This window comes from Aeromonas sp. R7-4, assembly GCF_040908055.1.
GTDB lineage: Bacteria > Pseudomonadota > Gammaproteobacteria > Enterobacterales > Aeromonadaceae > Aeromonas > Aeromonas sanarellii.
Window position 1 is genome coordinate 31,888 of sequence record NZ_JBFODA010000056.1, and the last position, 12,522, is coordinate 44,409.

At 57.8% G+C, this 12,522-nt stretch carries 8 protein-coding genes, 3 tRNA genes and 1 other RNA gene; 7 read left to right on the forward strand and 5 right to left on the reverse strand.

The genetic code is table 11. The features are described 5' to 3' along the window. Window positions 1-158 precede the first annotated feature (158 nt). Window positions 159-1,187, forward strand: coding sequence for an isopenicillin N synthase family dioxygenase (locus AB5Y72_RS14950; RefSeq protein ID WP_368199139.1), 1,029 nt, complete (start codon window positions 159-161; stop codon window positions 1,185-1,187). A 100-nt stretch (window positions 1,188-1,287) separates the two neighbouring features. Next, on the forward strand, window positions 1,288-2,451 hold the full coding sequence (locus AB5Y72_RS14955) for a PLP-dependent aspartate aminotransferase family protein (RefSeq protein WP_368199141.1): 1,164 nt from the start codon (window positions 1,288-1,290) through the stop codon (window positions 2,449-2,451). 81 nt (window positions 2,452-2,532) lie between these two features. On the opposite strand, the gene folD is transcribed toward AB5Y72_RS14955, so the two are convergent. Further along, window positions 2,533-3,390 (reverse strand): bifunctional methylenetetrahydrofolate dehydrogenase/methenyltetrahydrofolate cyclohydrolase FolD, encoded by an 858-nt coding sequence (gene folD / locus AB5Y72_RS14960; RefSeq protein WP_368199143.1) that lies wholly within the window; start codon window positions 3,388-3,390, stop codon window positions 2,533-2,535. A 203-nt stretch (window positions 3,391-3,593) separates the two neighbouring features. Between folD and AB5Y72_RS14965 the strand changes: the two genes are divergently transcribed. The 4 genes from AB5Y72_RS14965 to katG all read left to right on the forward strand — a co-directional run bounded on the left by AB5Y72_RS14965 (window position 3,594) and on the right by katG (window position 6,678). Further along, a tRNA-Pro gene (locus tag AB5Y72_RS14965) sits at window positions 3,594-3,670 on the forward strand. Window positions 3,671-3,707: 37 nt separating this feature from the next. Continuing rightward, window positions 3,708-3,784 (forward strand) — tRNA-Arg (locus AB5Y72_RS14970). Between the two features lie 44 nt (window positions 3,785-3,828). Next, window positions 3,829-3,904, forward strand: a tRNA-His gene (locus AB5Y72_RS14975). A 602-nt stretch (window positions 3,905-4,506) separates the two neighbouring features. Beyond that, the gene (gene katG, locus AB5Y72_RS14980; protein ID WP_318161491.1) at window positions 4,507-6,678 is read left to right on the forward strand and encodes a catalase/peroxidase HPI; all 2,172 of its coding nucleotides are present in this window, start codon (window positions 4,507-4,509) and stop codon (window positions 6,676-6,678) included. Between the two features lie 225 nt (window positions 6,679-6,903). Here the strand turns inward: katG and AB5Y72_RS14985 are convergent, their stop codons facing one another. From AB5Y72_RS14985 to AB5Y72_RS15000, 4 genes are all read right to left on the reverse strand, one after another. After that, window positions 6,904-7,473, reverse strand: a complete 570-nt coding sequence (locus tag AB5Y72_RS14985) for a hypothetical protein (protein WP_325783728.1) — start codon at window positions 7,471-7,473, stop codon at window positions 6,904-6,906. 505 nt (window positions 7,474-7,978) lie between these two features. Then, window positions 7,979-8,962: an autotransporter outer membrane beta-barrel domain-containing protein gene (locus tag AB5Y72_RS14990; RefSeq protein ID WP_318161493.1), complete on the reverse strand. Its 984-nt coding sequence runs from the start codon at window positions 8,960-8,962 to the stop codon at window positions 7,979-7,981. 829 nt (window positions 8,963-9,791) lie between these two features. After that, window positions 9,792-9,921: non-coding RNA, RtT sRNA (locus tag AB5Y72_RS14995), on the reverse strand. 483 nt (window positions 9,922-10,404) lie between these two features. Continuing rightward, the gene (locus AB5Y72_RS15000; RefSeq protein ID WP_103251548.1) at window positions 10,405-11,295 is read right to left on the reverse strand and encodes an MBL fold metallo-hydrolase; all 891 of its coding nucleotides are present in this window, start codon (window positions 11,293-11,295) and stop codon (window positions 10,405-10,407) included. A gap of 122 nt (window positions 11,296-11,417) precedes the next feature. On the opposite strand from AB5Y72_RS15000, the gene AB5Y72_RS15005 reads away from it, so the two are divergent. Then, the gene (locus tag AB5Y72_RS15005) at window positions 11,418-12,428 is read left to right on the forward strand and encodes a GlxA family transcriptional regulator (protein WP_041212904.1); all 1,011 of its coding nucleotides are present in this window, start codon (window positions 11,418-11,420) and stop codon (window positions 12,426-12,428) included. The last annotated feature ends 94 nt before the right edge of the window (window positions 12,429-12,522 follow it).

The window sequence follows — 12,522 nt, forward strand, 5'->3', positions numbered from 1 at the left end:
TAACTAAGAATAATTCGTTGTTTTGCTGTTATAAATCCGAACCGTACTATCACCTCAGTTCAATTGGCGCCCCCACCCAGGATCCACTTCGGATGGCGCGCCGCCGTGTTAACCGGTCAGGGATCAAGGTTCCCGGCCCGATAGCTGAGGAGATGCAGATGGAACATTCATCACTGCCGATCATCGATCTCGCCGCGCTCCAGGGCGCCCCCGAGGTACGTCGCCAGATGCTGGCCAAGCTGGGCCGGGCGGCCCGCGAGGTCGGCTTCTTCTATCTGGTGGGTCACGATCTTCGCGAGGAGGAGCAGCGGGAGACCCTGGCGCTCGCGGCCCGCTTCTTCGCCCTGCCAACGCAGGAGAAGCTGGCGGTGCAGATGGTGCATTCCCCCCATTTTCGCGGCTACAACCAGGTGGGGGCCGAGCTGACCCGGGCGCGGCCGGATCAGCGGGAACAGTTCGATATTATGAACGAGGAGGCAGCGCTCGATACCGCCCAACTGACCCATCCCTGGCAGCGGCTGATCGGCCCCAACCAGTGGCCTGCCGCCCTGCCCGGGATGAAGGCGCAGCTGCTGGCCTGGCAGGATCGGCTGAGCGCCATCACCCTCACCCTGCTCGATGCCTTCGCCGAAGTGCTGGAGCAGCCGGCCGGGGTGTTTGACGAGAGCATTCGCGGTGCCCCCTACCAGCACATGAAGCTCATCCACTACCCGGGACAGGAGGCGGGGGGCAGCGGCCAGGGGGTGGGCGCCCACAAGGATCCCGGCTACCTGACCCTGGTGATGCAGGACGATCACTCCGGCCTCGAGGTGGAGACGGCCCAGGGCTGGATCCCGGCGCCCCCCCTGCCGGGGGCCCTGGTGGTCAACATCGGCGAGTTGCTGGAGCTCGCCTCCGACGGCTACCTCAAGGCCACCCTGCACCGGGTGCAGAGCCCCCCTCCCGGGGTATCGCGCCTCTCCTGCGCCTTCTTCATGGCGGCCAGGCTGGATGCGACGGTGCCGCTGCTGTCACTCTCCCCCGAGTTGGCGGCGCTGGCCGAAGGGCCCCAGAGCGATCCCGCCAACCCGCTCTTTTATCAGGTGGGGGAGAACGTGCTCAAGGGACGGCTGCGCTCCCACCCCGACGTGGCGGCGCGCCACTATGCTCAGCAGCACAGGGCGCGGCAGGAGCCGATACCGGCCTGACGCCATCCAGACCACAGGACAGGGGCGCCAGCGCGCCCCCGTCCACCGTTTTTTACACCAGAACAACAACGCCATAGCCTGGCGACCACGGAGCAAGACGATGAAATTCAAGACCATGAGCGTGCACAGCGGCCAGCGGATCGACCCCCAGACCGGCGCACTCACCACCCCGCTCTACCAGAGCAGCACCTTCAGCTACTTCAACGCCCAGGCGGGCAAGGAACGTTTCGCCGGTCAGGCCCCCGGCTTCATCTACAGCCGCTTCGGCAACCCCACCACCGCCGAGCTGGAGCAGAAGCTGGCGGCGCTGGAGGGCGCCGACGAGGCCCTGGTGGTGGCGAGCGGCATGGCGGCGGTGAGCGCCATCATGTATGCCCTGGCGGACAGCGGCGATGAAGTGGCCTATATAGGCCCGCTCTACGGCGGCACCGATGCGTTTCTCAAGCAGACCTTCAGCCGCGCCGGCATCAAGGTCACCGCCTACGAGAGCGATCAGGATCTGCTGGCCAACATCCGCACCGCCACCAAGGTGGTACTGTTCGAAACCCTGACCAACCCCACCCTCAAGGTGGTGGATCCGCGGGTGGTGGTGGAGGCGGCCCGCAAGGTGGGCGCCATCACGGTGTGTGACAACACCTTCCTCACCCCCTACCTGCTGCGCCCGCTGGAGCTCGGCGTCGATCTGGTGATGCACAGCGGCACCAAGTACCTGGGTGGTCACGGCGACATCATCGCCGGGGTGGTGGCGGGCTCCCACGCCCTGATGAAGTCGGTGCGCACCGTGGCCCTCAAGCATATCGGTTCCCCCATAGGCCCCCAGGAGGCCTACCTGCTGCAGCGCGGGGTCAAGACCCTGCCCCTGCGCATGGATGCCCACCTGCACAATACCCAGAAGGTGGCCGACTTCCTCGCCGCCCACCCGGCGGTGAAGAAGGTGATCTACCCGGGGCTGGCCAGCCATCCGGGCCACGATGCCCTCGGCGCCTTCGCCAGCGGCTTTGGCGGCATGGTAAGCATCGAGCTGGAAGGCGGATTTGAGCGCTGCGCCACCCTGCTCGACAACCTGCAGCTGTTCGTGCAGGCGGTGAGCCTCGGTGATCTCGAGAGCCTGGCCTGCCACCCGGCCAGCACCACCCACGCCGCCATGGACGAGGCGAGTCGCCTCGCCGCCGGGGTGAATGACGATCTCATCCGCTTCAGCATCGGGGTGGAAGACGCCGACGATCTCATCGCCGATCTGGCGGCGGCGCTGGCGCTGATCTGACCTTCGGGGAACAGAGACCGCGCAATGAAAAAGGGAAGGCCAGGCCTTCCCTTTTTGCTGTTTGCGCCAGAGGGCGCTGACTCAGGCGTCGTGATAGTTCTGGCAGGCGCTCAGGGTATTCTCCATCAGGCTGGCCACCGTCATGGGGCCCACGCCACCCGGCACAGGGGTGATGAAGGCGGCGTGATTGCGCGCAGTTTCAAACTCCACGTCCCCCACCAGGGAGCCGTCGGCCAGACGGTTGATGCCCACGTCGATCACCAGGGCGCCGGGCTTGACCCACTCCCCCGGGATGAAGTTCGGCTTGCCCACCGCCACCACCAGCAGATCGGCGCGGCGTACCTGGGCCTCCAGATCCTGGGTGAAGCGGTGGCAGGTGGTGGTGGTGCAGCCCGCCAGCAGCAGCTCCAGGGTCATGGGCCGGCCGACGATGTTGGAGGCCCCGACCACCACGGCGTGCAGACCGTGGGTCTTGACGCCGGTCGCCTCGATCAGGGTCATGATCCCCTTGGGGGTGCAGGGGCGCAGCGCCGGAATGCGTTGGGCCAGACGGCCCACGTTGTAGGGGTGGAAGCCATCCACGTCCTTGTCGGGGCGAATACGCTCCAGCACCTGGGTGGTGTCGCAATGGGCCGGCAGGGGCAATTGCACCAGGATGCCGTCCACGGCCGGATCCTCATTGAGTTTGTCGATCAACGCCAGCAGCTCGTCCTGCGTGGCCGTGGCGCTGAGATCGTAGGAGCGGGAGACGAAACCCACCTCTTCACAGGCACGACGCTTGCTGCCCACATAGACCTGGGAGGCCGGATCCAGCCCCACCAGGATCACCGCCAGACCCGGTGCCCGCTTCCCCTGTGCCAACCGCTGTTGGACTTGCGCGGCGACCTGGTTGCGAATCGTTTGCGCAACCTGTTTTCCATCAATGATTTTGGCAGACATCGTTCTTCACTCATCCTGTGTTCAACTGCGGCGCATTGTCGCATTTTTTTGGCGCGGGTGTTAGCGGCTCTCGCCTGACGGGCAATAAGTAGGCACTTGAATTTACTGGCGGAAAAAGTCGTTGACGCTGACTTTGGCGCTTGGGTATGATGCCCGCCCGTTGCCCAGTGGTGCCGCCGAAGGTATGCTGGAGCACGAATTTTCGGTGATTAGCGCAGCCCGGTAGCGCATCTGGTTTGGGACCAGAGGGTCAAAGGTTCGAATCCTTTATCACCGACCAGGTTCATCGGGAAGTCCTTAGGATTTCTTGATACAACGCGCCCTTAGCTCAGTCGGATAGAGCAACGGCCTTCTAAGCCGTGGGTCGCAGGTTCGAATCCTGCAGGGCGCGCCATTGATGCGACTCCTTGAGAGCGGCATCGAAGGCAGATTTCAGTGGTGGCTGTAGCTCAGTTGGTAGAGTCCCGGATTGTGATTCCGGTTGTCGTGGGTTCGAGCCCCATCAGCCACCCCATCATTCCCCTTTCAGGTTGCCTGCAACCTGATGCCGCAGCTCTCGATGCTGCCCTTTCAGACCGGCCAAGTGCCGGTCTTTTTGTTTTCCGCCCCTGACTCCCCCCTTCTCCTGACATGCTCATCGCCTGGCGGCCCGCCAAGAGGAAGTGCCCCTGCCCTGCCTGTCCCATCGCCGTTATTCCCCTATGTCTTCACTGCCTGCCCAGCACGGCGCACCACCACACGCCGGCCACGTCGCCAGACTCTCGAGGGCCTGCGTCACAAAAATACGCGAGTGCCCCGCCCCAAGGCCGGGAACCCGGCTCGCCATGATGCAGCGCAAACTAGCACCCGGATGGCCGTGATATGGGTAAAAAGATGAACAACAGCCGGACGCACCGACCCGCACGGGGCACCGGCAGATCGCCAAACTCGATGGCCGTGATTCATCTTTTCGTAATCCGCCCCATAAAAACCAACCAATTAATTGAAAAATAAGGAGTAATTGACACCACACCGTCGCGCCATGAGGCATTCCCTGCCATGGCGTCACACCGCACGGTGGAAATGTTTCCATACTAAGTTGTCAGCAATGTAGATGCCCTCCAAGGAGAGACCGAGATGAGTGACGAAAGCAAATGCCCCTTCAACCACACCGCCGGCGTCGGCAGAACCAATCGTGATTGGTGGCCGAACCAGTTGCGGCTGGATCTGCTGCACCAGCATTCCCCCAGCTCCGATCCCATGGGCAAGGACTTCGACTACGCCAAGGCCTTCGCGAGCCTCGACTATCAGGCGCTCAAGAAGGACCTGGTCAAACTGATGACAGATTCCCAGGAGTGGTGGCCGGCGGACTTCGGTCACTACGGTCCCCAGTTCATCCGCATGACCTGGCACGCCGCGGGCACCTATCGCACCACGGATGGTCGCGGTGGCGGCGGCCGGGGCCAGCAGCGTTTCGCCCCCCTCAACAGCTGGCCCGACAACGTCAACATCGACAAGTCGCGCCGCCTGCTCTGGCCCATCAAGCAGAAGTACGGCGACAAGATCTCCTGGGCCGATCTGCTGATCCTCGCCGGCAACGTCGCCCTGGAATCCATGGGGTTCCGCACCTTCGGCTTCGGCGGTGGCAGGCCGGACGTGTGGGAGCCGGATCAGGACGTCAACTGGGGGGATGAGATTGCCTGGCTCGGGGTCGACCCAGATCGGGTCAAGGGCGACCGCGAGCTCAGCCCCCCCTTCGGCGCCACCCACATGGGCCTGATTTACGTCAACCCGGAAGGACCGAACGCCAGCGGCGACTATATGGAGGCGGCCAAAGACATCCGCTCCACCTTCGGCCGCATGGCGATGAATGATGAAGAGACGGTGGCCCTCATCGCAGGCGGTCACACCTTCGGCAAGGCCCATGGCGCCGCGCCGGAATCCCACAAGGGGCCAGAGCCCGAAGGCGCCCCTCTGGAGGCACAGGGCCTCGGCTGGATGAGCGACTACGGCAGCGGGCACGGCAAGGACACCGTCTCCAGCGGGCTCGAAGTGACCTGGACCAAGACCCCGGCGCTGTGGAGCAACAACTTCTTCGAGAACCTGTTCAAGTACGAATGGGAGCTGACCAAGTCGCCGGCCGGTGCCAAGCAGTGGGTCGCAAAAGATGCCCCGGAGATCATTCCCGATGCCCACATCCCGGGCAAGTTCCACAAGCCGACCATGCTGACCACCGACCTGACCCTGCGCTTTGACCCCGAATTCGGCAAGATCTCCCGCCACTTCCACGAAGACCCGCAAGCCTTCGCCGATGCCTTTGCCCGCGCCTGGTTCAAACTGACCCACCGCGACATGGGCCCCATCACGCGCTACCTGGGGCCGGAAGTGCCCAAGGAGGAGCTGATCTGGCAGGACCCCATTCCCGCCGTCAACCACCCCCTGGTCGATGACAAGGACGTGACAACGCTCAAGGAGAAGATCCTGGCAGCCCCCCTCTCCGTGGCCGAGCTAGTCTCCACCGCCTGGGCCTCCGCGTCCACCTTCCGCGGCTCCGACAAGCGTGGCGGCGCCAACGGTGCCCGCATCCGCCTCGCCCCGCAGAAGGATTGGGCGGTCAACCAGCCGGCGCAACTGGCGAAGGTGCTTCAGGCCCTCGAAGGGATCCAGCAGGCCTTCAACGCCTCGGCCACCGGTGGCAAGAAGGTATCCCTGGCCGATCTCATCGTGCTGGCGGGTGGTGTCGGCGTCGAGCAGGCGGCGAAGAAGGCCGGTGTCTCCGTGACCGTACCCTTCACCCCGGGTCGCATGGATGCCTCCCAGGACCAGACGGATGTCGACTCCTTTGCCGTGCTCGAGCCCCTCGCCGACGGGTTCCGCAACTACGGGGGCGAGTGCGCCACCTTCGCGGAGACCATGCTGATCGACAAGGCACAGTTGCTCACCCTGAGTGCCCCCGAGATGACGGTGCTGGTCGGCGGCATGCGGGTGCTCGGAACCAACGTCGGCAACTGCCACGGGGTATTCACCGCGACCCCGGGCACCCTGTCCAACGATTTCTTCGTCAACCTGCTCGACATGGGCACCGAGTGGAAGCCGGCGGCAGACAAGGGCGTCTACGAGGGCATGGATCGCAAGAGCGGCAAGGCCAGGTGGACAGGCACCCGGGTCGATCTGGTGTTCGGCTCGAACTCCCAGTTGCGGGCCCTGGCGGAGGTCTATGCCAGCTCGGGCGCCAAGGAGAAGTTCGTGAAGGACTTCGTGGCGGCCTGGACCAAGGTCATGAATCTGGATCGCTTCGATCTCGTCTGATCCCGGGCGCCGTTCCCAGGCCCGCCAGGAATCGGCGGGCCTGTTTCCCGGGAATGGCGCGAGAAATAACCGGATGACGCAACGCAGACAACAACCCGACCATCAGGTCGGGTTTTTATCGGGTGGGGTATCGTGATGGGCTTGCTCCGGGTATGACGGTCACCTGGGGCCGAGCAAGTGGCTCTTGGGGAGCTGACTTCGGGAGGCGAGCCTTGCCAGAAGCCTTCAGTACGTGTCCTGACTCATATTGAGGTCACTCTTACTCATTCTGATTGCTCTTGCCGTAATTGAGGCTGACACCCCACCATCAGACAATATATGCACGGAATATTCAGGAATAATGCCACTCGACGCCCCTTCCATCGCAGCGGTGCCAACGGAAGCCTCACCACCGATGTCGAATGCCCAATGGTCATGTTTTACTTTGTCAATGACATCTTGCGAATACAGCAAGACTAAGACCTTGTAAGACCGAGCCCCCCAACCGGCCCCCAGATCCCATCGCTGAACACGATAAAAAACAGGTTCTTTTTCTGCCTTTACAAACAGCACGCCCTCGCCACTCCCCACGCCAATGGCAGGTACCTTAGTCACCTTCATATTGACGACAAGATAGGCCAACGACTCCTCGAATGATTTATTGAGCTTTTCATCCTGTGCCATCAACTGATGAAGGGTACTGTCCGCCATTTCATTTATACCCTGTCGTTTTATACCCCGTGGTTCATCATCCAAATGACTGCAACCCGTGATAAAAAGGGCCATCGCTATCAACAAACACTGCTTTATTTTCATCCGTCATTCCGCCCCTGATTTTGACATGTTAAAATGGTGACATAAGCAGATGAACTGAAGTGAAACCTGCTCTCACCAACAAGTCCATGGGTTGACACTCGATGGCTCAACACCCCACTCAATAATTATTTAAGGTAAAGCAATACAATCTAATCTTCTGACTTAGTTCTCCGCCCCGGAAGGAAGTTTCTAAAAATCGAACATCCTCCTGACATATGTAAGACTTCACCAAGGGAGCATTTAAAAACAACATATTAACTAACTTGTTATTTCTCCCCACAAGTCGAGTTATCATTAATCGTGGAATGTCAACCTTGTTATAAATAAAACAATCACGTCGAAAAACATATTCCATCACAGAACAAAGCCGCATTATAATAGCTTGATACTGTACCAGAACTCCTGATAAAAATGCGACATGGGCGAGCACGGCAAACAGGACGAGTGGACACCTCTCCATTGAGATGCAAGACATGCCAAGGGATTCCTACCGCCATGCCTCCGCCTACCACCGATAGTCCAGCATCATGACCATGCTGGTTCGCTCAGGGCCGACATTGAGCTCTGCCACCACACCATAGTTTCTGGCCAAGTTCCAGTTCAGCCCAACCACCCCAGCCCATTCATTTTCGTTTTCGGAAGAGATGCTGTAAGCAATGTTATAGCCAAAAGGTTCAGACTGCTGAGTAAATCCTTCCACTTTCATATAAGAGAAGCCCACAAAAGGGCTCACTAAACCCAAATTATCGAGGTGGAATGAGCGGCCAACTCGTGGGCTCACCAGCAGTGCCTTACTCTCGGTGCGCTTATCATCGGTTTCCGATCGGGTATAGCTGACCGGCAGAACCGCAAAATACTGGCCGAAGCCGGCGGTAAAATTCGTATTCACCCCATAATTCCAGCCTGAAAAATCAGGTGAAAAATGAATCGTCTCAAGACCTGGCTTGATATGCTTAAACACCGAATCAGGAATGGTGACTTCCAGATCAGAGTCGCCATCAAAACGTCCGGCGTGCACTCCAACCTGCATGAATGGCAAGATCCACGAGCTGAGTTTCAGTTGCCATGTCCGGGTATGGCCTTCTGGATGACCGAAGTCGATCTCATCCAGATTTAGACGGCCAAAATCGATATCCGGACGATCGGGAATGGCCAGCTTCAAATCGGAGAAGCTGAACCCTTGTTGCATATACGTTGGTACAATGGAGAGAGAGAATGGCAGAGGCAGATCAAACCCGAGATCAATCGCACTCTGCGCATAAAAAGGTAACGCATGCTCCCATTTGCGATTCAGTCTCTGTTGGTTTGACGGAGATGACCGAGTGATAGAGGGGCGCACATCGGCTGGAACGGTGGCTTTTCGCGCCGCTTTGCGTAATGCCCTGATCTGCTTCTGGCTATCATTCAGGCCTGTCGCCTCTGATGATGGCTGCTCTGCTGCCGACACCATAGGCGAGGTGACAAGAAATAAAAAAGGCAGAAAATGCACACTTGTCATCCTTATTAACACAGACTGTCCAACAATATTCATACGAAGTAGATTGCCAACATAAAGTATTCTTCACTCGTGATTGCCGTTGAACATTGAATTTATTTTCAGGTCTTTCTTACCACTTTTCCTATTACATATCAGTGTATTCTGTTAACTGGATGATTTTAATGGTGCGACATTTTACTACGATCCTTGTGGGGTAACATGTACAGGACCTTAAGAAAATACGTCATTTAAAATGCCCGCCAACACCCAGCTCCGAATTGACACTCTCAGGTCCACACGGCGAACATTGTTAGCCAGATGATCGATGGCCGCTCCCGCAGCCCTTATTTCTACCATGATGCCATGCGTGACTTTCATCGGCCCTGAGTCCCTTTCCCCAAAATGGCTCCGGGCCCGGAGCTGGCTCCCTTCAACTGGTTTGGTCATCGAGAAACCGTATCGACCTGGGCAAGGGTACGCCCTTTACCTGGAGCTAAGGGAGGAATGATTCGCCACTACGTGACTCACCCCTTCGGGCGACCTCTGGCCGTTCATCGCGGCAAGCCGTTTTGCTCTAACCCGGCGAGGCGGCTCACCCTCTCTTGTCGGCATCAGGGGATATGCAGGGCCCAGGATGCAAAAATCCGACCCCGAGGTCGGTTCGTTAAACATGGGGCTGGGTTGGAATTGACTCGCGCCCTTCCTTGCGCTCACCCTGCGGGCAGCCTTCGGCTATCCAGGCGGACCATTCTGCCCAGTTGTCGAACCAGGGTTCAAACCGAGCCACTCATCACCGGAAATGCAAAAGGGCCTGTCTTGCGACAGGCCCTTTTACGTTATTTGGTGGTGAGGGAGGGATGATTCGCCACTTCGTGGCTCACCCCTTCGGGGCGGCCTCTGGCCGTTCATCGCGGCAAGCCGCTCTGCTCGAACCCAGGCGAGGGTTTTCACCCTCCCTCGCTGGGTATCAGGGAATATGATAACCCCAGATGCCAAAAACCGACCCTGAGGTCGGTTTTTTATAATTTGGCGGTGAGGGAGGGATTCGAACCCTCATTTTCGCATGTCAACGCACAAATATAACCTTTACATTCAATGACTTACGCAGAAACTTCCGACCATAAAAACAGTGCAATTGACTCAAGCTATTGCCATGAGTTTTCTATACCATTTATAAAGAGAAACTCTGGAATGTCAAGAACTTGAGCATGCTTTCTGACTATCGAGATCATGTTATGGTTATCTCTGAATGACGAGTCTATTCACGTCATCGCGAAGTCCATAAACGATCCCCAGTCAAGTTATCCGATTGATTTGGTGTAAAGACAGGGCGTGTGTTGGCCACTCAAACAGGGTGTTCAGGAGTGGGTTTTTGAATAACCCACTCCTAACCGAGCACCGAATCCTTTGGGGATCATTAACTAGCGACGTCATTCAGTGCCATGTGATTTACATCAGAACGCCAGCGACGCACCGTCTTCCGGGATATCAACGCGGCTTTCGATACCCTGCTTCTTGACGTAGGCCCGCAATTCTTCACGGGTCAAGGACATGTGATTGACTGCGTCCATGTGCACCGCAACAATTTTTGCATTTTTCGCAACCTGTGATGCGCGCAGCACATCTTCCTCGCCCATGATGATCGCACCTTCGTACCCGATCAATTTTGCTTTCCCTGCATTGAGGACGATGACCTCGGGGTCATATGCCTCAATGGCTTTGTCTACTTCTTTGCGCCAGATGGTATCACCGGCCAAATAGAGGGTCTTATAGCCTTTCGCTTGAAAAACGACGCCCATGGCTTCACCAAGCAGTTTTGCGGGAGCGGGATCGGCATACATTTTGTCTGTGCCATGTTGACCACCTGTCTTGGTAATTTTAACTCCGCCAAATTCAGCTTCGTCAGTCAGTACGCGTACATTCTTGAAACCCTGAGAGCGGATCAGCTGTGCATCAGCCTCATGTTGTGCAAACAGCGGAATGTCTTTTGGCAGTGCTTTTTGTGCGGCATCGTCCCAGTGGTCAAGGTGGGTATGAGTAACGATGACCGCATCAACACCGGAAATGACGTCCTCTACCGATCCGGGTAATTCCACCATCGGATTGCGGAGGTTGCTGCGATAGGTACCTTCAAACCCAGGGTAAGTGCCCTTTTTAGCCAGCATCGGATCGATCAGGAAGGTAGTGCCTGCGTAAGTGATTTTCACTGTCGCATTACGAACCTGCTGCATTTCAACTTTATGAGTTGAAGTGGAAGCCTGAGTGTCGCTTTCTCCTGCAAACACCGGGGCGGTGACTGCACCAAAAGCAATGGAGAGTACGAGGGGAAGAGCGTTGAGTTTCATGTGATTGTTCCTATTGACGTTTTGAGGTGGTCATTTTTGCTTAATCTCCATACGTTCAAAAGTGGCCAAAATGACATCTTTCGATATAATTGGGCCATTGGTAATCAAGCAGGATCTAACCTATGTCCGCCATACGTGTTGCTGTACTCGCCTTCAATGGTGTGAGCTTGTTCCATCTCTCCGTACCAGGACTCGTATTCGGAACCGTTCAAACCGCTCAGCATGAACCGCGATACGAAATCAGCTACTGTGCTGAGGTACCGGGCATGGTAGAGAGCGATCAGGGTATCGCCATCGCCGTCAAGCACGGGCTTGAGCTCATGGATAAATCCGATGTCATCGTCATTCCAGCCTGGAGTAATCCCTCGGTTGTCGCATCAACAGCGCTGGTTGAAGCGCTGAAACTCGCCAATGTCCAAGGCAAGCTGATCGTGGGGTTATGTTTGGGCGCGTTTGTGCTCGGCGATGCCGGTTTACTTGATGAGAGAGAGGCTACCACTCATTGGCTTGCACGAGAGACGTTTGCACAACGGTTTCCGAAGGCACGTTTTCGGCCCGAGGTGCTCTACGCCAGTACCGACAACATCATGACCTCCGCAGGAACCCTAGCCGCGATTGACTGTTGCCTTCATTTGGTGATGCAGCGATACGGCGCTGAAACGGCCAATCGCACTGCGAAGCTTCTGGTGACCCCTCCACATCGGCAGGGGGGACAATCACAGTATGTTGAACACTCCGTCCCGCGACTTGCCACTGAGACTCATCTGTCCGATGTGCTGATATGGGCGAGGCAGAATCTTGCCAGTGATCTATCGCTGGATGTTCTGGCTGAAAGGGCAAAGATGAGCCGGCGAACCTTTACTCGCCGGTTTCGCGACGCCACCGGCAGTACGGTCACCCAATGGTTGAATGCTGAACGCGTTGCCAGAGCACAAGCGCTATTGGAAACGACGGATTTACCGATTGAATGCATCGCTGGTGAAGCCGGTTTCGGGACGGCCTTATCGTTAAGGCAACAATTCAGTGCCCAGTTGGGCACGTCACCCTCTGACTATCGACGGATGTTCTTTCGTAAAATGAATCCTGAGGCGGAGACGCAAGATCTGGATCGTGAATCGCCTCGGCTTCTCTAGGGAAGGTGCGAATAAGCGGGGAAATTCTTCTCGGCTGACTCAGTTTCAGTTTGAGCCGATCTTTTCTCCCGTAAATGCCTTGAATCAGCCTATT